Origin of the sequence: Candidatus Filomicrobium marinum, from assembly GCF_000981545.1 — a bacterium.
GTDB lineage: Bacteria > Pseudomonadota > Alphaproteobacteria > Rhizobiales > Hyphomicrobiaceae > Filomicrobium > Filomicrobium insigne.
In genome coordinates, this window is sequence record NZ_LN829119.1 from 3,705,273 (window position 1) to 3,729,561 (window position 24,289).

The 24,289-nt window shown below is 57.3% G+C and carries 24 protein-coding genes, 1 tRNA gene and 1 pseudogene; 19 read left to right on the forward strand and 7 right to left on the reverse strand.

All coding sequences use genetic code 11. The features are described 5' to 3' along the window. Positions 1-99: 99 nt before the first annotated feature. Positions 100-798 (forward strand): cyclic nucleotide-binding domain-containing protein, encoded by a 699-nt coding sequence (locus YBN1229_RS17300; RefSeq protein WP_046479435.1) that lies wholly within the window; start codon positions 100-102, stop codon positions 796-798. 52 nt (positions 799-850) lie between these two features. On the opposite strand, the pseudogene YBN1229_RS19220 reads toward YBN1229_RS17300, so the two are convergent. Then, positions 851-1,180 (reverse strand): annotated as a pseudogene (locus tag YBN1229_RS19220) (HlyD family secretion protein); the annotation flags it as partial. Between the two features lie 529 nt (positions 1,181-1,709). On the opposite strand from YBN1229_RS19220, the gene YBN1229_RS17305 reads away from it, so the two are divergent. The 10 genes from YBN1229_RS17305 to YBN1229_RS17350 all read left to right on the forward strand — a co-directional run bounded on the left by YBN1229_RS17305 (position 1,710) and on the right by YBN1229_RS17350 (position 11,116). Beyond that, positions 1,710-3,026, forward strand: a complete 1,317-nt coding sequence (locus YBN1229_RS17305) for a tyrosine-type recombinase/integrase (protein WP_046479437.1) — start codon at positions 1,710-1,712, stop codon at positions 3,024-3,026. Between the two features lie 349 nt (positions 3,027-3,375). Then, on the forward strand, positions 3,376-3,756 hold the full coding sequence (locus tag YBN1229_RS18775) for a hypothetical protein (protein WP_152025035.1): 381 nt from the start codon (positions 3,376-3,378) through the stop codon (positions 3,754-3,756). 457 nt (positions 3,757-4,213) lie between these two features. Then, the gene (locus YBN1229_RS17315; protein ID WP_046479439.1) at positions 4,214-5,116 is read left to right on the forward strand and encodes a helix-turn-helix domain-containing protein; all 903 of its coding nucleotides are present in this window, start codon (positions 4,214-4,216) and stop codon (positions 5,114-5,116) included. A gap of 278 nt (positions 5,117-5,394) precedes the next feature. Next, positions 5,395-5,640, forward strand: coding sequence for a helix-turn-helix transcriptional regulator (locus YBN1229_RS17325; protein ID WP_197540868.1), 246 nt, complete (start codon positions 5,395-5,397; stop codon positions 5,638-5,640). A 682-nt stretch (positions 5,641-6,322) separates the two neighbouring features. Then, on the forward strand, positions 6,323-6,826 hold the full coding sequence (locus YBN1229_RS17330; RefSeq protein ID WP_348519228.1) for a methyltransferase: 504 nt from the start codon (positions 6,323-6,325) through the stop codon (positions 6,824-6,826). A 251-nt stretch (positions 6,827-7,077) separates the two neighbouring features. Next, positions 7,078-7,329, forward strand: a complete 252-nt coding sequence (locus tag YBN1229_RS17335) for a hypothetical protein (protein ID WP_046479441.1) — start codon at positions 7,078-7,080, stop codon at positions 7,327-7,329. Positions 7,330-8,014: 685 nt separating this feature from the next. Further along, a complete protein-coding gene (locus YBN1229_RS18785; protein WP_160298732.1) occupies positions 8,015-8,179 on the forward strand; it encodes a hypothetical protein in 165 nt (54 codons plus the stop codon). 65 nt (positions 8,180-8,244) lie between these two features. Further along, positions 8,245-9,039 carry a methylmalonyl-CoA decarboxylase gene (gene scpB, locus YBN1229_RS17340; protein ID WP_046479442.1) on the forward strand — a complete coding sequence of 265 codons (795 nt, stop codon included), beginning with the start codon at positions 8,245-8,247 and terminating at the stop codon, positions 9,037-9,039. A gap of 188 nt (positions 9,040-9,227) precedes the next feature. Continuing rightward, positions 9,228-10,319 carry an AI-2E family transporter gene (locus tag YBN1229_RS17345; protein WP_244464957.1) on the forward strand — a complete coding sequence of 364 codons (1,092 nt, stop codon included), beginning with the start codon at positions 9,228-9,230 and terminating at the stop codon, positions 10,317-10,319. A 263-nt stretch (positions 10,320-10,582) separates the two neighbouring features. Further along, entirely contained in the window at positions 10,583-11,116 is a 534-nt protein-coding gene (locus YBN1229_RS17350; protein ID WP_160298733.1) for a GNAT family N-acetyltransferase, read from the forward strand. Between the two features lie 73 nt (positions 11,117-11,189). Here YBN1229_RS17350 and YBN1229_RS17355 read toward each other — a convergent pair whose 3' ends face one another. Together YBN1229_RS17355 and YBN1229_RS17360 are read right to left on the reverse strand one after the other, a co-directional pair. Next, on the reverse strand, positions 11,190-12,422 hold the full coding sequence (locus YBN1229_RS17355) for an HlyD family secretion protein (protein WP_046479444.1): 1,233 nt from the start codon (positions 12,420-12,422) through the stop codon (positions 11,190-11,192). Continuing rightward, positions 12,415-12,906, reverse strand: coding sequence for a hypothetical protein (locus tag YBN1229_RS17360; RefSeq protein WP_046479445.1), 492 nt, complete (start codon positions 12,904-12,906; stop codon positions 12,415-12,417). Before YBN1229_RS17360 ends, YBN1229_RS17355 begins: the two co-directional genes overlap by 8 nt. Positions 12,907-13,354: 448 nt before the next feature. Between YBN1229_RS17360 and YBN1229_RS17365 the strand changes: the two genes are divergently transcribed. From YBN1229_RS17365 to YBN1229_RS17400, 8 genes are read left to right on the forward strand one after another with little or no spacing between them, the layout of a single operon-like run. Further along, the gene (locus tag YBN1229_RS17365; protein ID WP_082101196.1) at positions 13,355-15,646 is read left to right on the forward strand and encodes a DUF3141 domain-containing protein; all 2,292 of its coding nucleotides are present in this window, start codon (positions 13,355-13,357) and stop codon (positions 15,644-15,646) included. Positions 15,647-15,692: 46 nt separating this feature from the next. Then, positions 15,693-16,121, forward strand: a complete 429-nt coding sequence (locus YBN1229_RS17370) for a hypothetical protein (protein WP_046479446.1) — start codon at positions 15,693-15,695, stop codon at positions 16,119-16,121. A 32-nt stretch (positions 16,122-16,153) separates the two neighbouring features. Beyond that, entirely contained in the window at positions 16,154-17,116 is a 963-nt protein-coding gene (locus tag YBN1229_RS17375) for a phosphate acetyltransferase (RefSeq protein WP_046479447.1), read from the forward strand. Between the two features lie 3 nt (positions 17,117-17,119). Then, positions 17,120-18,316 carry an acetate/propionate family kinase gene (locus YBN1229_RS17380; protein ID WP_046479448.1) on the forward strand — a complete coding sequence of 399 codons (1,197 nt, stop codon included), beginning with the start codon at positions 17,120-17,122 and terminating at the stop codon, positions 18,314-18,316. Between the two features lie 12 nt (positions 18,317-18,328). Then, entirely contained in the window at positions 18,329-19,111 is a 783-nt protein-coding gene (fabI, locus tag YBN1229_RS17385; RefSeq protein WP_046479449.1) for an enoyl-ACP reductase FabI, read from the forward strand. A gap of 24 nt (positions 19,112-19,135) precedes the next feature. Continuing rightward, complete coding sequence (locus YBN1229_RS17390) at positions 19,136-19,783, forward strand: CoA transferase subunit A (RefSeq protein WP_046479450.1); 648 nt, start codon at positions 19,136-19,138, stop codon at positions 19,781-19,783. Between the two features lie 5 nt (positions 19,784-19,788). Beyond that, positions 19,789-20,439, forward strand: coding sequence for a 3-oxoacid CoA-transferase subunit B (locus YBN1229_RS17395; protein WP_046480763.1), 651 nt, complete (start codon positions 19,789-19,791; stop codon positions 20,437-20,439). A gap of 42 nt (positions 20,440-20,481) precedes the next feature. After that, entirely contained in the window at positions 20,482-21,312 is an 831-nt protein-coding gene (locus YBN1229_RS17400) for a 3-hydroxybutyrate dehydrogenase (protein ID WP_046479451.1), read from the forward strand. Between the two features lie 20 nt (positions 21,313-21,332). Here YBN1229_RS17400 and ppk2 read toward each other — a convergent pair whose 3' ends face one another. From ppk2 to YBN1229_RS17425, 4 genes are all read right to left on the reverse strand, one after another. After that, entirely contained in the window at positions 21,333-22,181 is an 849-nt protein-coding gene (ppk2, locus tag YBN1229_RS17405) for a polyphosphate kinase 2 (RefSeq protein ID WP_046479452.1), read from the reverse strand. Positions 22,182-22,648: 467 nt separating this feature from the next. Further along, positions 22,649-22,725: transfer RNA gene (locus YBN1229_RS17415), tRNA-Met, on the reverse strand. Positions 22,726-23,019: 294 nt separating this feature from the next. Then, a complete protein-coding gene (locus YBN1229_RS17420) occupies positions 23,020-23,400 on the reverse strand; it encodes a lipid-A-disaccharide synthase N-terminal domain-containing protein (RefSeq protein ID WP_082101197.1) in 381 nt (126 codons plus the stop codon). A 62-nt stretch (positions 23,401-23,462) separates the two neighbouring features. Next, the gene (locus YBN1229_RS17425; protein ID WP_076605356.1) at positions 23,463-24,272 is read right to left on the reverse strand and encodes a glycosyltransferase family 2 protein; all 810 of its coding nucleotides are present in this window, start codon (positions 24,270-24,272) and stop codon (positions 23,463-23,465) included. Between the last annotated feature and the right edge of the window lie 17 nt (positions 24,273-24,289).

A 24,289-nucleotide genomic window follows, 5' to 3' on the forward strand; every position in this document is an offset into this window, starting at 1 on the left:
ATACAATGATTGATAAAAATCAAGGCAAGATGCTCGTTGCAACGAGGCCAGGACCGAGGCAACGTTGACCGACCGTAATAGGAGCACCTGCGATAGAGCATGCGCCGCGAGGATTCCGAGATTGTCCGCGAACTACCGCTCTTTCGCGGCGTCGAGCTGGAAAATTTCAGAACGCTGATCGCAGCTGGATATGTGCAACGTTTCCCGACGGGGACTGTGCTCATCCACGAAGGTGAGAGGCCGGACTTCTTGCACGTTCTGGTCGACGGTCAGATCGCCTTCTTTGCTTCTCATAATGATCGTGAGGCGACGGTGTCGATCCTGACGCCGCCAGCTGCTTTCATTCTTGCTGCCGTGATTGTCGACGGACCTTATCTGAAATCGGCTCGCACCTTGTCGTCGTCGACGGTTGTGCTCATACCAGCCGGGGCTGTGCGCGAGGTCTTCGAGCGCGACACAGGCTTTGCACGAGCAACGGTGGCCGAGCTTGCTTGCCGCTACCGTACGATCGTTAAAGAGTTGAAGAACGTACGCTTGCGGTCCAGCAGCGAACGTCTCGCCAATTGGATTCTCACCCAAGCGAGCCAGTCGGGAGGCTGTGGCACGTTTCGGTTGCCGTTCGAAAAGCGGGCGCTGGCGAGCCGCCTCGGCATGCGGCCGGAGAACTTGTCGCGGGCCTTAGCTGAGCTTGCCGAGGCTGGCGTTACCGTTGATGGGCCGATGATCCGCGTGGGAGACGCGGCGAAGCTTATTGCCTTCAGCAAGCCGAACCCGCTTATCGATGATCCAACCTCGTGAATGCAGAGCTTGCTAAGAGCGATGAGCTCAAGCGTCGTTGTGCTATCAGGCCTCAATGTCCGCCGAACACGAGAACTTTGATGGGCAGGACGAGGGCCTGTAGCCGCAGGATCATTGAATGGACGATGCTGACCGTGTCGACCATATGCAGAAAAAGCCAGCGCCCCATCCGATGTCCGGCTGCGCCAGCTTGTCATGATTGTTGGTATAGGCGTTAGCAACGCAACTGCTGCCTGGGGTGACGTTATCGAGACCGCCTTCGAACAGGGGTTGCAGAAAGACCAAGAGCGTTCCCGGTTGCGCAGTCTGCTGGGGCTCGATCAATTGCTCAGAGGTTCTAAACTGGTCCGGCAGAAATAAAGTCTTGAACCTGTGTGACCACCTCTTCGAGTGCCTGCTTATGGGAACCCTTTGCCTATTGAATCTCGCCTTCTGCCGCTGCGATGTCCGCCTTCGCCATGACGAGCTTCCTTTTTCTGTCGCCCCCCGCCTGGACGTTCCGTCCGTGATGGCTCTCTTCCCAAAGCCGTCTTCGAGCCACGTTAGTGTAATGTCGCGAAGGTTCGCGGGCCAGCAACTTGCTGAGCCATTCAAGCCAGTTGCGGATGGTGCGCAGTAAGGCGTTCGCCAAGCCGTGGCTACCAATGCCCAAACGCAAGAAAGCCCGGCGCTGGCCGGGCTTCTTAACTTGCTGATTTGGTTTGGTGATTTTGGTTGCGGGGGCAGGATTTGAACCTACGACCTTCAGGTTATGAGCTTTATTTTTGATCTATTCCGCTGTTTCCAAGAGTTTCCGTATCTCTCCCTATCCAATTGAATACAAGTAATTTTAAGTCTAGCTTGGCTTCTATTCATACCACGTGATATCCGATGCGGTGGCGCACGGGTGGCGCACGAATAGGGGGAGCCTCATGCCAACGACGAAGCTCACGCGGCGTGGTCTCGCCGGCATTACGCCGGCCGATAAACGCGTTGTGTATTATGATGAAGATCTTGCAGGCTTTGCCATGCGCGTCGAGCCAACGGGGCGCATGACGTACTTCGTCGAATACCGTCCCGGTGCCGGCGGTCGCGGCGTCGTCAAGAAGAGACTTACGCTTGGCACGACCGCCGAGCTAAAGCCGGAGGAAGCAAGGGAGCGGGCAAAGACGTTTCTGGCGCAAGTGCGGCTGGGCAGCGATCCGGCAACGGCTAAGGCCAAGGCGAAGAGAGTTCCGACTTTCGCCAAGTACGCTGCCGCACATCTCGATGCCATGGATGAAATTGCTCAGAATCATCCAGAGCAGGCGACGCTGCGGCCGGGGAGCATCAGAAACTACCGCTCTCTATTGAAGAGGCATGTTGGGCCGGCCATTGGCTCTTGCCAGCTTGACGCAATATCGCGCGATGAAATCAAGCGACTGCACACGCGGATCGGTAAGACTAGTCCGACTACGGCTAACCGATGCCTGGAATTCATTGGCTCGATATACAAGGCTGCTGACCACGCAGGTCACGTCGGGGAAGGCACCAATCCAGCGAGGGGTATCAAGGCGTACAAGGAGCGGAAGCGCGAACGCTTCCTCACTCCGCAGGAGCTTGCTCGGCTGGGTGAGGCTATCCGTAAAGCCGAGACAACGGGGATTCCCTACGAGCCGCCGTCAAGGCCCGGTAAAAAGGCTAAGCACGTTCCGAAGAACGTGCCCCCGACGATCATTGACCAGTACACGGCCGCTGCTTTGCGGCTGCTAATTTTCAGTGGCGCGCGGCTCCGCGAAATTCTTCATGCTAAATGGGCGGATGTCGACATGAGCCGGGGTCTGCTTACGGTGTTCAGCAAGACTGGCAGACGTCATATCGTACTGCCCGCGCCCGCCCTCGAAATCCTTGTCGACTTGCCGAGGATAAATAGCCCTTATGTAATCCGCTCATCAGTACCGGATCAGCCGAGGGCTGACTTGAATCGGCCCTGGCGCGGCATCCGTCGGATGGCGGGCCTGCCTGACCTTCGTATCCATGACTTGCGCCATAGCTTCGCATCCGTGGCTGTCAGCGGGGGTGCAAGCCTTCCCATGATCGGCGCGCTGCTCGGACACGGCAGCCCAACCACCACGCAACGATATGCTCATTTGGCGGCTGATCCTGTCCGTGCTGCCGCCGAAGCGGCGGCTGGGGCGATCGCCGGCGCTATGAGCGGTACGAAGGGGAAGATCACGCTGATCCGCAAGGGGGCAGAGGATGCCGCCTAAGGAGCGTGTAGCTAAGCAATCACGTGCTGAACGCTTCTTCGCCGAGGACGCGCGCCGGTACGTTCAAGGTCCCTCAGGGGGGTGTGTCCTACTACCCAACTCCGAGACCGACGCAATAGGGCGACTTTCGCACCCAGACGATATTTGTGCTGTTGACGGGCCATTGGCGGAAGCAATCTCCAGGGGTTTCCTGGCGGGTGAGATAGCCTCGCTGCGACAGCAGTTATGCGCTTGGGCGGTATCGGCGAGAGCCGGTGCCACTGTCACTTATGCGAGAGTGTTATCCGTTCCGGTGCGCATCGATAGGCAACGAAAAGCCAAGCGGATCGCGGAGGCATTACGAGAGCTCTTGGAGGTCGTCGCAGAGGAAGTCGACAGCGCAGAGTACATAGCCGATAAAGGGGACGAGGAGCCTGACATCGACAACGAGAGGAAGATACTGCTGCTCGGAGAAGAGCTGACTCCGCTCTTAGATGCCTACGCCTCCGAACCGCTTCCGGAAACGGGCGATGCCACGAACCATGAAGTGCGGGAGTTCTTTCTCGCGCTTGGAGAGTGGTGGCGTGAAACTGCGACGAATACAGGTCGACGTGGTGCGAAAGCGGTCAGGAACCGGATAGCTGCCGCGCTCTGGAAGGAGTTTGGTCGCGATATTCCGGATGGTTATTCTGAGGAGGAGTGGGCCAAGCGGCAGTTTCAGAATTGGGGTAATTCGCCCCCCAGTCGTTAGGGTCAGATCGCCCTAAAAAACTTGGCGCTTTCATGCATATCTCAGTACGTCTTTGAACGTACTGAAAGTTGAAGCGGAAGTTGTGCGAAGAGCAAAGTTGCGCATTCTCGACCCGCAGTACATCCGGAACCTCGACATTCTCGATGCTGCGGAAGCAGCGGCTTACCTGAGAACGTCCCGTAGCACGCTAGCGAATTATCGGTGCTACTGGGACGGTCCCTACTTTGAATTTGAGGGGATGAGGAACGCTTCTTAGCGCATTACACCCGCACGGAGACGGCCAGGGTGCTCTTGTGCGCGCCGCTCGCTCCGGATTGAGTGAAGATCGCGATGCTGATCCCTCGCTTCGCGTGCAACCGCGTGATCGCGACTGTCCGCGACCCCATTGACCTCAACGAAAAACCGCGTTCCGACCGGCACCGCAGCGCGATTCAAATGAAATGAAACATCTATGCCTATGCGAGCAACTGCAACCGCCTTCAAGAGTGAGTCAATCACGGAGGTCTACCGTGAGGAGACCGAGACAGGTGTCATAACCTTCCACGAGAAGATTGAATCTTCGAAGCCAAAGGTCCGGCGAAACCTGGCGACGATTGATCAAGTCAAAGGTGTCGGCCCTGAAAAGCGGATGAGGATGGCCGTAAGGGGCCGTGCCTTTCGTCTTCTTGGATCACTAGCGAAGGTCTACGCGACACGCAGGCCGGCCCTGTTTCGCTCACGCCACCGGCTCGCCCTCCTGACTATCGCCGGCAACTTGCTCGCGCTCGTGGCGGAGCACGACAATCGCAGCGTCGGTCTAGCCAGTCTTCAGAAGTGGGCAGACAAATACATTGACGGCGCGACGCGTGCAGAAGTGGCGCTAGCATTTGAGGCTGTGATGATGAATGAGGGGTATCGAACCATTCAGTCCCCCTCAGCTGTCGGCTTCGATCTTGAACTTGATAAGCTTCATTGGCTTCGCGCCGGTCGACCATGGGGCATCCACCCGGCCGACATGACAAAAGGCGAGGTTCTGAAACTACAGCGAGCCATGAAGAAGGCTCGCGACAAGCAGCGCGCTGCCGCGAAGCGAGCGGCAAGCGGATCAACGCCGCGATCAACGTCCGTTTCCGAAATCGCACGCAAGCTCGGTATTAGCCGGCCGACGCTCTATAAGCGGATGCGAAGCGGAGGCTTCGATAATGCGGCTGAATTTTACAGTTTCGTCTCTCCTATTAAGAGTACTGATTATAAAAGCGACGAAAGTGTAAACTCCTGTGTCCGGCCTGCGGCTTCCGCCGCGGCATCATCTCCTCGGCGGCAGCGGCCCCGCCGGAAGTCGGTATGCGCCGAACGGAATAGCCGATGCCACGAACTATGAGGTGGTGCGGGAGTTCTTTCTCGCGCTGGAGAGTGGTGGCGTGAAACTGCGACAAATACAGGTCAAAGTGGTCAGGAAATGGATAGCTGCCGCGCTCTGGAAGGAGTTGGTCGCGATAATCCGGATGGTTACTCCGAGGGAGGAGCGGGCCAAGCGGCAGTTTCAGAAATGGGACAATTTGATCGCCAAGCTTTAGGGCGGAATTGCCCTATAAAACTTGGCGCCTCCACGCATATTTCCGTACGTGTTTGAACGTATGGAGAATCGAAGTGGAAGTTGTGCGAAGAACAAAGCTGCGCAATCTCGACCCGCAGTACATCCGGAACCTCGACATTCTCGATGCCGCGGAAGCGGCCGCTTACCTGAGGACATCCCGTAGCACGCTAGCGAAATATCGGTGCTACGGCGGTGGTCCTCTCTTTGTTCGCCAGTCCGCTCGTAAGGTGCTTTACCGTCGATCAGATTTGGATTTGTGGCTCGCAGGCCGAGCCCGTACGTCGACGCTAGACGTGGGAGCGGCGTGATGCCCAGCTATCGCAGCTCTCCTGCGCTTAAGAGTAGGAGCGCTACTGCCCGTCTCACATTCATGACAGCAACAGGGGGCAATCATGGGTGAGAGAGTGATGATGCCGGGAGTGGGCGCCGCTCGACTACGAATGTGGCTAAACAAAAAAGGAATCGACGAAAAGTTGCCGCGAGATGTCGAAACATTAGAGAGGGTCTTCGATCTTATATCGCGGCGGGTGGTGGCAACATGAACTCCCAATTGGCGGCATAGAAATCGCGTCGCCCACAATCCTGAAAACTCAATGCCGGCCTCGACATGTTCTGGCGCGACTCTAGGTCAGCGTCGATGCCGACTAACGGATAGATGTGAGCCGATGCGGTGACGCATAGAGGTACAGCTTTGACCATGTTTTGAGAGGCCATCTGAAAATGCAACTCTTTATGGATTCTGCGACAGTAAATGGTACGCAGGAAGTATCTGATTCATGTATCTCTTCAGACCTGCCATTCGGCGCCCGCTCAGTGATGGCTTCCCGTGCGGAGCCGCCGAATGGTCTGGACTATTTCCCAACTCCTCCATGGGCGACGCGAGCCTTGATTGAGCATGTGCTCGCTAAATCGTTTCATCCCGCTGCCTCGCCAGACGTGATTGGTTTTCGTCAGCTTAGCATTTGGGAGCCGGCATGCGGTGAGGGTCATATGATCGAGGTCCTTCGCGAATATTTTGGGAAGGTCCACGCGAGCGACATCCACGACTACGGTCGAGGATACGAAGTAGGCTCGTTTGTAGGGGAAGGATCGAAAGTGGCGTTCTGCTCTTTCAATCCCGATTGGATCATAACGAATCCACCCTATAATTTAGCTCTGCAGTTCGCAATTCGCGCCTTGAGTGAAGCGAAGTCCGGCGTCGCGTTCTTGGTCCGCACGAATTGGTTGGAAGGAGCCCGGCGCTATAATGAGTTGTTCGAGAAAATTCCACCCGATGAGGTCGCGTTGTTCTCGGAGCGAGTGCCGATGGTCAAGGGGCGCTGGGATCCAAAGGCCTCAACGGCCACAGCGTATGCTTGGGTGATCTGGCGAAAGCCATCAACTGGTGAAACTCGCCTTCAGTGGATCCCGCCCGGTCAGAGAAAGAAGCTTTCGCGCCCAGGGGATGTCGACAGGTTTGCTACTAGGGTGATTTCAGCTAGCCGGGATCTGTAGCGCTTTCTCGGGACCGCTCTGCTCGTGATATGTCGGGGGGACCCCTTTAGGTTCTTCCTGGCGGTGCCGCTGTTGCGGCGCGCCGTACCGCAGATTTTGCGTGTATTTAGCCGGTGGATTTTTCCATTTGGTTTTGTCAAGCAGCCCCCCGTAAAGCTGTGTCACATGACGATTCCAGTTCAATCATTGGAGCCAGCCAGACCGCAGGCATTGAGCAAAATATCCCTATCTGAAACAAGGAGATCTACTCAGTGAACAGGATTGCATTGCATTGGCTCGCCGATGGCACGTTCCGCGTGCATGCAGACGAACCCATCGACCTTTTCAGCGTAGATGAACGCTGCCCACATGACCGTGTCTTTAAACATGCGGACGGATTCGTGACGTACGGCTCCGTAGATTCAACACTTGGCAGCGACCGTATCGGCTTTACCGGGGACCAGAGCGGCGCTGACGCCGAGGTTCACTTGTTTGTAGGGGCAAAGCCTCCAAAACGGCATTAGGAGATAATACGAAGGCGACATAGTCAGCTGCTTCCAGGAGCTGCTGGCTATGCATCGGCATTAGACGAACTTCCGTTCCGTCATCCTGAACTCTGCTTGGAATCGCGCTTCAGAACGCCGCTTAAAGATTGTGTCACTGCCCATTATTTGGCGCGAGCCCGCTCACGAGATTAGGATTGATGCCCACGGATCACAGCTTTGACTAATCCAACTTCAATTTCCGGGGCGCTGTGATGCCTGATTCCCTTGCCAGCAGCTTTGTGTCATGGATCACGTTAGCATGAGATTTGTGTCGGAGTAGCCGCAGTTTGGGCCCATTTATCATCCCATGCTGAGATCTTCGGCTGCACCTCCCTTTCCCACGCAACGAAAGGGCCAATGGCAGCAGAGCGCACCGCGACAATCATTTGGCGCATGCTGGAGAACATCGGGCGCCCCGTGTTCCTGTGGAATGTGTTTCCTTCATCCGCACGAGCAAGGCGCCCCCCCCTTTCCAATAGATGCCACACGAGGGTGGAGCGCGACGACGAGAAGCCCAACTTCTGAGGCTAGCTTTAGCAAGCGTCGCTCAACAAGCTACTCGGTTCCGACGCCTTGGTTCCGACGGATTTCTGCAGATCGACAAACTTGAGGTCTTCAGGAGCGGAAAATTTCCCCGCCTGCGGCGATCTTGAGCCATCTGGGCTTGACCGTAGAGCAGATGCTGCGAACGGTGACGGGCGATGCGACCCATATGCTCGAAGACAAGCAGACGCGAATACTGCCATGGGGAGAAATCGCCAATGGAGTTACGATTTTGACTTCGATCAACAAACGTCTTTTGTCTGCATTTAAGCTCATTCCGGCATAGAGCATCGGCTTTTGTGTTTGCTGAGGTAGCCGGCGTGTACCGTCGCTCTCTGCGGAGATCAGACCATGAAGCCGCGACAGTTGCCGTTGATTGAAATTGCCGCTGAACTGCCCATCGGGACCATCACCCTCGACCGACCGCAGCGTCTCAACGCGCTCTCTAAAGAAATGGCCGAATCCATTGTGGAGGCGCTCAGCCGGGCAAAGAAGTACGGCTTCCGCGTGGTCATCCTGCGTGCTCGGCCGGGCGCGAAAGTCTTCTCCGCCGGTCACGACATCGACGAGCTGCCCCAAGGTAAGCGTGACCCGCTCGGCTGGGACGATCCGCTTCCCTATCTCATCCGCGCCATTGAGAAATGCCCGGCCCCGGTCATTGCCATGGTCGAGGGCGGTGTATGGGGCGGTGCGTGTGAGCTTGTCTTTGCCTGCGATCTCATCGTCGCCGCGCCCTCGGCGTCCTTCGCCGTCACTCCGGCGCGTCTCGGCGTGCCTTACAGTGTTTCTGGAATGCTGACGTTCATGAACGCGTGTTCGCTGAGGATCGCCAAAGAGATGGCCTTTACGGCCAAACCTATGAGCGCCGAACGCGCCGAGCGTCTCGGTATCGTCAACCACTCCGTGCCGGCCGATCAGTTCGAGTCCTTCACTTACGATCTCGCGCGACAGATCGCGGATAACGCGCCACTCGCGGTCTCCGTTATGAAGGAGCAGCTTCGTATGCTGGCCGGCGCTCATTCCATGAGCCCGCGGCGGTTCGAGCGCGTGCAGGGTCTGCGCCGGGTGGTTTACGACAGCGCCGACTACGCAGAAGGCATTCAGGCATTCCGAGAAAAACGTCGGCCAAAGTTTGTCGGCAAGTGAGCGCTGGCGAGTGCTAGTCAGGTCAGAGGGCCCTTGCGCTTGTAGGCAAGCCATTACACCGCCGGAACCATGAGCGCGGCACCAATACGGTCGAAACCCACCATCGTTGTTGCCAGCAAGGCTCAGTTGGTCGAAATGCGAACCTTCTCAAGAGCAGAGCTCTCAGTGCAAAGTTGAGGAACAGGGCCGTGGCTGGAAAGAGCGAAATGGACATAGACGGCACCTCGCATGACCGGATCATCGAAACGGTCATTAAAGTTGCGCTGCTCGCCGTCGTCGCCTACGCGTCCTGGGCCATCATTTCTCCGTTTCTTACCATTGGGCTCTGGAGTGCCATTCTCGCCGTGGCGTTGTACCCCGTGCACAATCGACTTTCTGCGTGGGTCGGGCAGAAGCTCGCAGCGTTCTTCATCACCGCTGTCAGTATTGCGGTCGTGCTGGGCCCGTTGACCTGGCTTGGCTTCGGGATGGCGCATGGGATCGGGTACATCGGCGAAGGCCTTGAAAGCGGCAGACTGCTGGTGCCGATGCCGCCCGATAGCATTAAGTCATGGCCGATCGCAGGTGAACGTCTCTACGATCTGTGGCTTGCAAGTGCCACGAACGCTAAGGCCATGCTGGTCGAATTCGCCCCGAAACTTCGCCCGCTGGCACCGAGTTTCCTGGATATCGCGCAAAACGTTATGGTGGGACTTCTGCAATTTCTCGTTGCGATAATGATCGCCGGGCTTCTGTTTACCCCGGGCCCCAAGATCGTCGAGTCCATCAGTCGGGCTTGCGACAGGCTGCTGCGCCCACGCGGCCGCGAAATCGTTCGGCTGGTCGGGGCGACGATCCGAAATGTCTCGCGCGGTGTGGTCGGCGTGTCTGTGTTGCAGACCGCGCTCGTCGGCTTAGGGTTCGTTGTGGCTGGCGTTCCAGGGGCCGGAATTCTGGCCTTCATCGCGCTGGTGCTGGGAATTATTCAAATCGGCCCGGGCCTTGTCATTCTGCCGGTGGTTATCTGGAGTTGGATGGAGCTCGGCGCAGTGCAGGCGGCACTGTTCACCGCCTACATGATTCCGGTCGGGCTGGTCGACAACGTCCTCAGACCGATCGTGATGACGCGTGGATTGTCGATGCCCATGCCCCTTATCATCATCGGCGTGCTTGGAGGCACAATTTCCAATGGCATCATCGGTCTGTTTCTGGGCCCCGTTATCGTCGCAGTCGCATGGCAGCTCATTCTCGTCTGGCTAGAGAGCGACGATGATACGGACGAGCAATCGAGGCACAGCTAGCATGTTCACGCCTGGCAGACCTGATCCAACGGGCCTCTCAGCGGCTCGAGCGTCTCTCGATCGTAGACGGCGACAGACTCCGCATCAATCAGCCCGGCTTGTGTGTGCCTGGTGGGCCGCTTTTTCCGGAATTATTGGCATTTGCTTTATCGGAGTTTTCTCAACCAACTTATCCGCCAGCGACATCACTATTGCGGCTGTGGCGGTAGTCGTTCTTGCGCTTTTGTCAAAGGATGCACCTGATCCCGGTAGAGGAGATCGTGATGGATGTCCGAAGCTATAGTGCTGCCGATGCTCTCAAGGATGGAACTCTTGTCATCGTTCGAGCGATCCGTCACGATGATAGGGCCTCCGTTCTCGCAACATTCAAAAGTCTCGATCGAGAGTCGGTCTACACGCGGCTATTTACGTACAAAAAGGAATTGACGGAGGCCGAGCTTAAGCAGTTTACCGAAGTCGATTTCGAGAATGTAGTGGCGCTGGTCGTCACCATTCAAAGCGGTGAGGGAGGGAGGCTGATCGGCGGCGGGCGTTATTATGTCGATGCTGCTTCACCGGCACCCCGGAGCGCAGAATTGGCGTTTGTTACTGCCGATGATTGGCACGGGCGCGGCATTGCGAGCCTAGTCCTAAGGCACCTCGCGCGCATTGCCCGCGATCAGGGCATTGAAACGTTTGAGGCGGAGGTACTCGCACAGAACAGGGCAATGCTTGCTGTCTTTGGCCGGAGCGGTCTGAAGGTGATTCAGCGGCGTGACGGAAACACGGTGCATGTGACGTTATTATTGAACGAATAGAGAAGATCGACGCCCTAGCGACAGTACGAAGGTAACCGTGGGCGAGGGAGGAAAGCCTTGTTGCGCGCGCGCTTCAATGTCCGCCGAAAACGAGAACTTTGATGGGCAAGACGAGCGCCTGTAGCCGCAGGATCATTGCGTGGACGATGCTGACCGTGTCGACCATATGCAGAAAAAGCCAGCGCCCCCATCCGATGTTCGGCTGCGCCAGCGAGTCGTGATTGTTTGTGTAGGCGTTGGCAACGCAGCTGCTGCCTGGAGTGACTTTATCCAAACCGCCCTCGAACAGGGGTTGCAGGAAGACCAAGAGGGTCCCCGGCCGCGCAGTCTGCTGTGGGTCGATCAGTTGCTCCGAAGTTCTGAACTGACCGGCAGAAATAAAGTCCTGAACCTGTGTGACCACCAGAGGAATGATAGTGAGCGGATTGGAGGCGCAGGTGGCTTCCGCTGTCATTCCAACTTTCACGACTTGAGCTTCAATCTGATTGAAGCCCGCGACCAAGTACAGGCGACCGGCTTCTGACGGAATAAGAATTCCGGCAGGCCGCATTAAGGGATTGACCACATCTCCCACGCGCAGGCTGAACTGCTCCACATGGCCGGTTACTCCGGCATATACGGTCATCTTGTTCAATTCGACTTGAGCTTGCGCCTGCGCAGCTTCGGCACTGGCTCTTTGTGCGGGCAGAAGTGTCGAAAGCTTCGTCTCAGCAGACTGTTTGGCAGCCTCCGCTGCGGTCAATGCTCCCTGTCGGGCCTCTACCGCATTTCGGAGCCGCTCAATCTCACGCTTAGTCACGACGTCGGCGTTGCGGCGCTGTAACTCCTCCTTCGTCTGGAGCTCTTCGAGTGCCTGCTTATAGGACCCTTTCGCCTCTTGGATATCGCCTTCGGCCGCGGCGATGTCCACCTTGGCCATGACCATCGCCGCATCCACCTCAACCAGCTGTCGAGTGGCAAGCTCGAACGCGGCCTGCGGCTTGGTGCTGTCGAGCTTGAAAAGCGGGGCGCCTTTCTCGACCTGATCGCTGAACCCAACGAAGACCTCCGCAACACGGCCGTTCGTTTCAGGCAAGATTGGAATTGTGCGGAAGTACGCCGTGACGTTGGTGCTCGATGGATGGAAGTAAAAAATAACGGTGATCAGAGCCACGGTCAGCATCAGGCATGTGGTGATGCCGTATCTGAACTCGTACCACACCGAGTAAAATGTGATCTCCCGGCCCAAGCGCTTGCCTTGGCCATAGCGCCGGTAAAGGTAATCGGGCAGGATCGTGAACAGCGAGCAAATCATCAGCTCAAGCATGTCCGGCCTCCTGCCTCTTCGTTGGCTCGTCCGCATGCGTCCCTGCGCTCGTGGCATCAATCTTCGTCTTGTCCGAAGGCGGGTGCAGGGTGCCGTCTACTTTTAGCGACTTCATCTCGCCGGTTTTCGATTGCGCATCAGCCATCGCTTCGAGTGAACCGGCGATCCGCTTGAGAGAGCTCGAAATAACCGGAACCGAGAAATTCGGAAATTCAATGAGGGCAATGATAAGGGCGGCGACCCAAAATGCATGGATGTGCGTGAAAAGCGACAACAGAGCCAACACTGCAACGAGATCGAATTGTGCTTTGTTGTGAACCATCCTCTCGGGCAGCGAGTGCAGCCAGAAGAAGAATACACCGGCGCCGAGAACCGACCCGATGAGGACTACGGCCATGAGCGAGAGCAGCCAGTCGGTCTGACCCGGCGCTGTTATGAATGGTGGCAGGTGATGTGACGCTGCCTCATGGAGCGAGTGTTCCATCGTTCTCTCCCCACATGCCAAGACAGAATCGCTGCTCGCTCAAGCGCAGAATGAAGTCCTTGAACACGTCATGGCCTCACAGATTGCGGTCCAATTCGCGAGGCGATGTTGGGAACCAACTTTCTTTATTGTGAGCATCGAAATGAAAAAGCAGATTGCCAAAAGCACTTTTGCATGATGCGCCCAATCCCGACGTCAAGCAATGAAGTTCGCAGGGAATTATATAGTGTAATATCTAATGCCATCGTACGCAGGCGGGGGGCATCACCCAATATTCTCCGGTAATAGGCTCGCTAAAGATCGAAGAACGGCACAAAACGGCGACCCACCACGGTGAGAGTCCCTGCCAAAAGCGCATGAAGCCTGTGTACTAAGATTGGGATTGATCAGCTAGAATCGAAAGAGTACTCTTGCTCTCGGGGGTTTGTTCGTTAGCCGAGTGAGCCCCATGGCTGCAAGAGCACCAAACTCGATCAGTGCCGACGCAAATCGTGCATCCGATCTATTCCAAAGCGTTTCCGACTATTGGATTGACGCAGGTCAGCGGTCAGCTCTCTTCCTTAAGGTGCTGCAGCAGCGGGGAGAGCGGTATGAAGACCATGCAGCAAAAACCGCACCACATGTCCTGAAGTTCGACCTTCAGCTTCTCGTCGACGGACGCACGTTAGAGCACCCGGTGAATTATGTTTTGGTGCGCGTGAAGCCGCCGGCCGGTGTCGAGATCGATAAACGCAAGCGACCATTCGTAATCGTGGACCCGCGTGCAGGCCACGGGCCAGGCATCGGCGGCTTTAAGCCGGAAAGCGAACTCGGAGTTGCGTTCAAGGCCGGCCATCCCTGTTATTTCATAGGCTTTTTGCCCAATCCCATCCCAGGGCAGACCATTGAAGATATCGCGCGCGCGGAGGCAGTCTTTCTCGAGCGGGTGATCGAATTGCATCCGGACGCAGAAGGACGTCCAGCTGTTATCGGAAACTGCCAAGCAGGTTGGGCTGTCATGATGGTCGCGGCAATTCGGCCCGATCTTTTCGGCCCGATCATTATCGCAGGCTCTCCTCTCTCTTATTGGGCCGGTGTTCGCGGAGAGAACCCCATGCGCTACCTTGGGGGACTACTTGGCGGAAGCTGGCTGACCGCACTTACCGGAGATATCGGCAACGGCAAGTTCGATGGTGCATGGCTCGTATCGAACTTTGAAAATCTCAATCCGGCCAACACCTATTGGACGAAGCTCTACAACCTCTATTCGAAGATCGACACCGAAGAGTCGCGTTTTCTCGAGTTCGAGCAGTGGTGGGGCGCGCACGTCCTGCTCAACAGCGGAGAAATGCAATTTATTGCGGATGAATTATTCATTGGGAATAAGCTCACTGCCGGCGAACTTAGGACGTCCGACGGTGCACGCGTTGACTTGCGCAATATCAAGTCGCCTATCATCGTCTTCTGCTCCAAAGCGGACAACATTACGCCGCCGCCGCAGGCGTTGGACTGGATTCTCGATCTTTACGAGAGCGTCGATGACATCCGGGCACACGGGCAGACAATTGTTTATGGTGTTCACGAGTCCATTGGCCACCTTGGAATTTTTGTCTCGGGCTCCGTCGCCAAGAAGGAGCATGGTGAGTTCGCCAGCAACATCGACCTGATCGATGTGCTTCCACCGGGTCTCTACGAAGCGGTCATGACACCGAAGGACGCTGGTGATCCCAGCTCGGAGCTGGTAGGCGGCGAGTACCTGGTTCGCTTCGAAGACAGGACGCTGAATGACATCCGCGCCCTTGGCGGTAACTCAGAAGAGGACGACCGCGAATTTGCGACCGTCGCGCGCGTCTCGGAAATCAACCTCGGACTTTATCGCACGTTCGTGCAGCCGTGGATGAAGACTTGGGCACATGAAGGTATCGCGGAATGGTCGCGTCGTATGCATCCACTGCGCCTCCAGTACGAGCTCTTCTCTTCTGCTAACCCCTTCATGCGCCCCTTGATCGAGATACTCGATCGATCGGAGACCCCACGCAGGCAAGTGCCGAAGAACAATCCCTTTTGGGAGATGCAGGGACGCTATGCGCGGTGGATCGAAACAACATTGGACGCTTACGGCGACACTAGAGACAGAATGTTCGAAACCATGTTTCACGCGGTTTACGGATCCCCCGCCCTTCAAGCCATGGTGGGCCTCAAGGCGTCGGATGCGCCGATCCGACGAGGACCGGGAAAAAGCGCTTCGCACCAGGCACTCGTGGACAAACGTGTGGAAGAGCTCAAGAGAGGCATAAAGGACGGAGGAGCCCGGGAAGCGCTGCTCCGCGCGCTCCTCTACGTCCGGATGCCTGACGGTGTGGTCGATGAACGCAGCTTCAATCTCCTGCGTCGTATGAGGGATGAAGTAGGACGAGGCCTGTCGTTGTCCGAGTTCAAGGCGCTTCTGCGCGAGCAGTTTTTCATGCTGTTGCTGGATGAGCGTGGCGCCGTGGATGCCATCCCGGCGATGTTGAAAAAGGACGGAGAGCGAGCTTCGCGCCTGCGTCGAAGCTTCGAGCGGTTGATTGATGTGGTGCCGCTCCAAAGCGATGAGACCAAAATCCGATTGGAAGAGATTCGAACACTTCTAGATCGGTGCGTTTCAGACACTGCTGAAGGTGAAAAACGGGAGCCAGAGCCCGCAACGGACCCGAAGAAATCGCAGAAGGGTCTCGTGCGACCGATGAGGGACCACGCGGCGAGACACTCCAAGCACTGATAGGCCCGAGCCATATTGGCCGGCTCAATAACTCAAGGTGAAGACGATGGCCACTCTTCTGAAACCGATGGACCTGCAGCTGATCTCCTCCGACGCTGAAGTCGCTAAAATGGATGATGAGCAGAAGAAAAAGAAGAAACAGGAGAAGCAGCTGCTCGACCTGCGTGACGCATTCATGAAGCGTGACGTTCAGCCTGAGGTCTTCGACCGGCTCAATCACGCCGTCCGAATTGCCGCAGAACAGGGCCTTCACCAAATTCAGGTCGTGACGTTCCCGAGCAGCTACTGCACCGACCGCGGACGGCGTATCAACATCGCGGATCCGGAGTGGCCGAGCACGCTCGAGGGCTTTGCCAAAAGGGCTTACGAGTTCTACGTAAAGGAGCTGCGGCCCCTCGGATACAAGATGCATGCAGAGATCATCAGCTTTCCGGGAGGTATGCCTGGAGACGTTGGACTTTTCCTGAAATGGTAGCGGGCAGAAGTTGAGTGCGTAGAGGACAAGCCATGACTAAAAAGGCCGCTGTTACTCACATCCGCCGTCACCAAAAGTACGAAAATCTGATCGCAGCCACGACAAAATTGGCGGCCGTTCCGACTGCCGTCGCACATCCCTGCGATGAGAATTCCATCCGTGCTGCCGTGGACGCCGCCCAGTTCGGCATGCTCGCTCCCATTCTGGTAGGCCCCAAGAAACGGATTTTTGCCCTAGCTCACAGACTCGAACTCGACATTGGGAAGTTTGAGATCGTTGATGCTCCCGATAGCCGCACCGCAGCGGCGAAGGCCGTCGAACTCGTGCGGTCGGGCAAAGCTGAACTGGTCATGAAGGGCAGCCTGCATTCCGACGAAATTTTGGAAGCCGTGACCAACAAGGAAACCGGGCTGCGCACCGGCCGGCGCATCAGCCACGTCTTCGTCATGGACGTACCCAACCACCCGCAAACCCTGTTCATCACGGATGCGGCTGTCAACATCGCTCCGAACCTCATGGCAAAACGCGACATCGTGCAGAATGCTATCGATTTGTTCGTCGCCCTAGGTCTCGGAGTACCCAAGGTCGCCATTCTCTCCGCTGTCGAGACTGTGACACCCGCCATTCCGTCGACGATTGAGGCCGCGGCGCTTTGCAAGATGGCGGATCGAGGACAGATCAGGGGGGGCGAGCTAGATGGTCCGCTCGCATTCGACAATGCCATCAGCCCGGAAGCCGCGCGGATCAAGGGCATCGACTCACGCGTCGCAGGCGAGGCTCAAATCCTCGTTGTTCCGGATCTAGAGGCCGGAAATATGCTGGCTAAGAACCTCACCTTCCTGTCGGGAGCCGACGCCGCAGGCATCGTTCTCGGCGCTAAAGTCCCCATCATCCTGACCTCTCGCGCCGACAATCTGCGCACGCGAATGGCCTCTTGCGCTGTCGCTACGCTGATTGCACACCGTCGCAGAGCGATAGAGCCGATCCGGGCATGAGCCATGAGCGAAACGATCCTTGTGGTGAATGCGGGCAGCTCAAGCATCAAGTTCCAGCTATTCGCGATTCGGAAAGGCAGCGACCTTGAACGATCCCTCAAAGGTCAGATTGAGGGCATCGGCACGCACCCGTACCTCATTGCGAAGAATCCGAAAGGTGAAGTCGTCATCGATGAAACGTGGCCAGCTCCTGAGGTTGACGATGTGCCGGCCGCACTCGACAAGGTGATTGACTTTCTACGCTCGCACGTTGGCAAGCTCCCGATAGGAATCGGCCATCGCGTGGTTCATGGAGGGCCCCGCTTCTCGGAGCCCGTCATCGTCAGCGCGGCGGTGGTTGATCAGCTCCTGGAATACGTGCCGCTCGCCCCACTTCACCAGCCCAATAATTTGCGCCCCATAAGGGTCGTTCTGGAGCGGCAGCCACATCTCATGCAGGTCGCCTGTTTCGACACGGCTTTTCACCGCGGCCATCCCGAAGTCGCGGATCGCTATGCATTGCCAGAGGCCTATTACGCGGCCGGCATTCGCCGCTACGGCTTCCACGGTTTATCGTATGAATACATCTCCGGGAGGCTTCGCGAGCAAGCCCCCGAGCTTGCTAAAGGCCGAGTAATTGTCGCCCATCTCGGTAGCGGGGCCTCCATGTGCGCTCTGGTCAATGGCAAAAGCGTAGAGAGCACGATGGGGTTCACGGCGCTTGACGGTCTGCCTATGGGAACACGACCGGGGCAACTCGATGCCGGTATTGTTCTTTACCTCTTGGGTGAAAAAAAAGTAAGCGCGAAGGAAGTCGAGCACCTTTTCTATCACGATTGCGGACTTAAAGGACTTTCGGGCTTGAGCAACGATGTCCGCGACCTTCTTGCGAGTCCCGATCCGCGAGCCAAGCTCGCACTCGATTACTTCGCCTACCGCATCGCTTTATTTACAGGCCAGTTGGCAGCCGCGATGGAGGGGCTCGATGCCTTCGTGTTCACGGCTGGCATTGGCGAGAACGCGCCTGCGATTAGGGCGGCCGTAGCGAGCAAGCTCAACTGGCTCGGGTTCAAACTTTCCAGCAAAGCAAACGAAAAGAGTGATCTCGTCATTTCACGCAAGCGGTCACGTGTCGTTGGCTTGGTGATCCCGACGGACGAAGAACTGATGATAGCTCGCCATACGCTCGGCGCATTGCATGAGCATGCGGCGGCAGCTTGAGGAGAAGAGAACATGATCGATCTTTCGTCGTTGACGCTTCTCAAAGGCAAGAAGGCGCTCGTCACAGGCGTCGCCAACGACCAATCGATCGCCTGGGGTTGTGCAAAGGCCTTCAACGCGTTTGGAGCCGAGGTTGCCGTCACCTATCTCAACGAGAAAGCGAAGCGCTTCGTCCAGCCGCTCGCGGAAGAGATCCGCTCGCCTCTGTTGATGCCGATGGACCTGCAGAAGCCAGGCGAGCTTGAGGCCGCCTTTGAGGCTGTCGAAAAGAAATGGGGCACCCTTGATATCGTGCTCCACTCGATCGCCTATGCTCCCAAGGACGACCTTCACGGGCGCGTCGTCGACTGCTCCAAGGACGGATTTCTCGTTGCCATGGAACTCTCGTGCTGGTCATTCATAAGGATGGCCAAGCTAGCCGAACCTCTTATGAAGAATGGCGGAACGCTCTTCACCATGACCTATTACGGCTCGCAGATGGTGGTTGAGAACTACAATATGATGGGGCCGGTAAAGGCTGCACTCGAATCCTCCGCACGCTACCTAGCCGCCGAACTCGGACCCAAGAACATCAGAGTGCATGCTATCTCGCCCGGCCCTCTAAAGACTCGCGCGGCGTCGGGTATCAGCGAATTCGACAAGCTACTCCAGAAAGCGCAGGCGAAAGCGCCAAGCCGCAGCCTCGTGTCGATCGACGATGTCGGTGTGGCGGTGGCAGTTCTCGCCATGAACGGCGCCAAGCTGATCACCGGTGATACGCTTTACATCGATGGTGGCTACCACATCATGGATTGAACCCCGCCCAACTAGGCGACGCAAATGAAGACGATTCCGGTCTCCGAGGCAGTTGCCATGATACCCGACGGCGCCGATCTGATGATCGGCGGATTCCTCGGCGTCGGCACGCCCGAGCGCATCGTGAATGAACTCGTGCGTCAGGAAAAGCACAACCTCTGTGTTATCGCTAACGACACCGCCAAGCCTGGCGTAGGGATCGGCAAGCTCATTAGCGCGAAGCTCGTGCGCAAGGTGATCGCAAGCCACATTGGCCTCAATTCGGAAACCCAACAGCAAATGCTGGCTGGCGAGCTCTCCGTCGAATTGGTCCCGCAAGGAACCCTCGCTGAACGCATTCGAGCGGGGGGCTTTGGTCTCGGAGGGGTACTGACGCCGACTGGGGTAGGCACCATGGCCGAGGATGGCAGAAGGAAGGTCGATGTCGACGGCAAGGTGTTCCTGCTGGAGACGCCCTTGCGCGCCGATTTCGCTCTCGTCCACGCCTTCCTGGCCGACTATCTAGGCAATCTCTCGTACGCCCTTACAGCGCGCAATTTCAATCCGCTAATGGCCATGGCGGCCGTGAACGTCATTGCCGGCGCTGAGAACATCGTCCCGGTGGGGCTAATTGCGCCCGACCATGTCGTCACTCCCGCACCTCTCGTCGATTATCTCGTCGCAAATGTGTGACCATCATGGACGCTCAGACGATCATAGCCAAACGCATTGCGCGCGAACTGCGCAGCGGCATGCTCGTCAATCTCGGGATTGGAATCCCGACCCTCGTGGCCAATTACGTTCCGTCTGACATTCAGGTATTCTTCCAGTCTGAGAACGGCCTTATAGGCACTGGGCGGCCGCCGGAGGAAGGCATGGCCCATCCGACGCTGACGGACGCTGGTGGCCGCCCAGTCACCGCTCTCCCGGGCGCCTCCACCTTCGACAGCGCGCTCTCATTCGGTCTCATCCGTGGCGGTCACGTCGATTTGACGGTGCTCGGTGGGCTCCAAGTCGATCAGGGTGGGCTTCTTGCGAACTGGATGATCCCGGACAAGATGGTGCCGGGCATGGGCGGCGCCATGGACCTAGTCACCGGCGCGAAGCGGGTTGTCGTCGCCATGCAGCACACAGCCAAGGGAAAGCCAAAAATTCTCAAGGAATGCTCGCTTCCGCTGACGTCTGTCCGCCCTATCGATCTTGTCGTCACGGAGATGGCAGTGATCGCATTCCCCGACGGCCGTGCAACGCTGACCGAGACAGCGCCTGGCGTGTCTGTAGCCGACGTCGTGAAAGCAACGGACGCCGAACTGATCGTTCCACGCCGGGTGCCTGAGATGGTGCTCTGACGAGGAAAACCCGCGGGGCTTGGCTAGTATTGGAGAAATGCCATGAAACATGGAAGCGCAGCCGCAAAGGTCGAGGTAACACCGCGGCCAAAACTCAGGGGAAAATCGGCAATCGTCACCGGCTCGACGAGCGGAATCGGTCTCGCTATTGCGCGGGCTTTCGCCGCGCAGGGCATGAACGTGCTCATCAATGGCCTCGGCGATCAGACGCAGGTCAAGCGCACCCGTACAGCGATCGAAAAGGAGTTCGGAGTCAACACCGGCTATTCGGGCGCCGACATGTCCAAAGCGGACGAGATTGCGGCCATGGTGGAGCGGGCGCACAGCATGTTCCAGAAGGTAGACGTCCTCGTCAACAACGCGGGCATCCAGCATGTCGCACCTATCGAGACATTTCCCGCCGAGAAATGGGATGCCATTATCGCGGTCAATCTGTCGGCAGCGTTCCACGCCATGCGGGCCGTCGTCCCGGAAATGAAGAAACGCAGGTGGGGCCGCATCATAAATATTGCTTCGGCGCATGCGCTCGTCGCGTCGCCGTTCAAATCCGCCTATGTCGCGTCGAAGCACGGGATTCTCGGCTTGACCAGGGTGGTGGCGCTCGAGACGGCCGAGCACGGCATTACGGTGAACGCCATATGTCCGGGCTACGTGCTCACGCCGTTAGTCGAGAAGCAGATTCCTGAGACTGCCAAGGCGCGGGGTATTTCGGAAGAAGAGGTTGTGCGGGATGTGTTACTCCACGCACAACCAACACACCAATTTGTTACGGCCGAGCAGATCGGCGCGCTAGCCGTATTCCTCTGCGGCGACTCGGGCGCCCAGATCACGGGGGCGGCGATCCCGATCGAAGGCGGATGGACGGCCCAATAGAAAAAAGGAGACAGCTCTCTTCAGTACAGTTCCTGCACCATTTTCACCGGGTGCGCTGGCGCGCTTGCAGTCGCCTTCCTCTTCGGAAGCTTCACCTTGTCGCGCGGCACACTCTTGTAGGGGATATTGCCCAGAAGGTGTTTGATGATGTTCAGCCGCGCGCGGCGTTTGTCGTCGGATCGTGCCACGTACCACGGCGCCCAGGCCGTGTCGGTGGCACTGAACATATCGTCACGCGCTTTCGTATAGCCGTCCCAGCGGGTGTAGGACTTCAAATCCATGTCGGACAGCTTCCAGATTTTGCGTCCATCGTCGATGCGGTCTTCAAGCCGCTTTGTCTGCTCCTCCGCACTCACCTCGAGCCAGTATTTTAAGAGGATGACACCGGAGTCCACTATGGCTTTCTCGACGTTCGGTACGACTCTGAGAAAGTCCTGGACCTGCTCGTCCGTGCAGAAGCCCATCACTCTTTCGACGCCGGCGCGATTGTACCAGCTCCGATCGAAGATCACGATCTCGCCCGCTGCGGGCAAGTGAGGCAAGTAGCGCTGGACGTACATCTGAGACTTTTCGCGCTCTGTCGGCGCAGGCAAAGCGATGACGCGGAAGATGCGAGGGCTGACACGAGCGGTGATGGCCTTAATCACGCCGCCCTTGCCTGCGCCATCTCGTCCTTCGAATACGATGCATACCTTGCGGCCCTCATGGCGAACCCACTCCTGAAGTTTAACCAGCTCTACGTGGAGTGGCTTCAGCGCCTTTTCGAACTCTTTTCGCTTCAGTGTTTCCCTGCCGCCAAGTTCCGATACGCGCTGGTCTTCTGCTTTGTTCTCGTCGTCTTGTCTCTTGCTTCCATTGCGCTTTGCCATGACGAGTCTCCTTTTCGGTCGCCCCCGCCTGGACGTTCCGTCCGTGATGGCTCTCTTCCCAAATCCGTCTTCGAGCCACGTTAGTGTACTGTCGCGAAGGTTCGCAGGCCAGCAACTTGCTGAGCCAATCCGGTGGTTTGCTTGTACAAAAGCACCCGGGAAGGTCGTTTATGGGATTACGCGCAACATCGACTACGTGAATAGGAGACCACAATCGCTCTATGGCTGTTGACGCGGCTTTGCCGACATAGCTGCGCTGAATTGGAGCAAGACCCGTCGCTCCTGAGACATGCTCTGATGGTGGTGAATCCGCCGGACCGGTTCATGCACACATACAAGCCATTTGCGGATGGTGCGCAGCATAGGCGTTCGCCGAGCCGTGGCGCACAGGTGGCGCACGAAATCCAAGCGCAAGAAAGCCCGGCTGGAACCTGGCTTCTTAACTTGCTGATTTTCTTAGATAAATTTGGTTGCGGGGGCAGGATTTGAACCTACGACCTTCAGGTTATGAGCCTGACGAGCTACCGGGCTGCTCCACCCCGCGTCACCAATCAATATCCCGACCTTTGCGCGCCAAGGCGAGCTTCACAAATGAAGTGCCGGGACTGATGCGAAGGAGCCTTGCTTAAGCCTTCATGTGGGTCATGACGCTATGAACTGCAAGGCAGGTGCCGAACACGTCGTAGCGGCACCGGGAGTGGTCATGTAGCACATTCTGGCAGATTGTGAAGCCCCTTATGTGCGGCTTTGTTGCTTGAACCCAACGAAACGGATTTCGCATCGCTTTTTGTATCGGCTCAATGTGCCGTGCGCAGAGCAATCCTTTATCGGTTCGCCGTTATTCGGCGGGGATATTGGTGGGATCGGACGCTCGTGACGGCCCCGCTTCAGCGGCCGCGGTTTCCTTCTTGTGAGCTGAGATGAAGTATATGTTGCGTGCGTAGATCAGAAGTCCTGTGCCCTGGCCAAGGATGAAGACCGGGTCGACGCGGTAAATGGCGTATGCGAACAGCATTGCGCCGCCTACGAATGAAAAATACCAGAAGGTCTCGGGTACGATGGAGCGGCGTGCGCGCTCACTCGCAATCCACTGCACGATGAAGCGCATGGAAAACATGAGCTGAGCGGAGAACCCAATTACAAGCCAGATAATTTCGGCCGTTGGGGTGGCGGACCACCAATCAGCCAGCTTAATTGCGGCAGTGGCTAAAAATTCCATTGGCTGGATGCCCTCAAATTCTCAAGAATCGCAGACTTGGTTCGGATGTGCCCCAAGCCGGATTATTGAGTGCGTGCCGCCGTTCCAACGCTTGGAGCGGCTGTCTCGTGCCCTAACTGAGCGACGCCCGCATTGCGGCGGTCTGATGGCAGGGCTTCAATAATGTTTGGTACGCGCGTGCGGCGGCGTAGCCAACTTACGCCGAACAGATCGTACAGGCCGATGATGGCGCGGCCGATGTTCGAATATTTCGAGATGCCGACTTGGCGGGGTCTGTCGTTGACGGGCTCATAGACAACCTTGTGGCCGTAGGTCTGGAACAACGCCGGTAAGTAGCGGTGCATGCTCGTGAAGAATGGAAGCCGTAAGAATGCCTCGCGCCAGTAGACTTTAATGCCGCAACCGGTATCGGGGCATTCGTCGCGTAAAACCCAATCACGGATCCGATTTGCTGCGACCGACGCCCACCGCTTTGAGCCTTCGGCCTGCCGATTGGTACGCCAGCCGTTGACCAGGGCGGGTCCTTCTGTACCCGGCGCGGCGAGGCGGCCCACCATGCGAGGAATATCACGCGGGTCATTCTGGCCATCACCGTCCATTGTCGCAATGACTGGGCTGGTGGCGGCAAGGATTCCGCTGCGTAAAGCGGTTGATTGGCCGCAACGGCCTTCGTGACGTAGCAAACGCAGGCCTGGGTAGGAACCGGCTGCGATCATATCTCTTAGTTCGTCAGGGGTGGCATCGTCGCTGCCGTCGTCGATCACGATGACTTCAGCCAGCATTTCGGCCGGCACATGTTCGTAAGTTTCAGCGACCAACCGGCCGATGTTACCGGCCTCGTTCAACGCCGGGATAACGACGGAAATACGCATTCGGGCTCCTTGTCGGC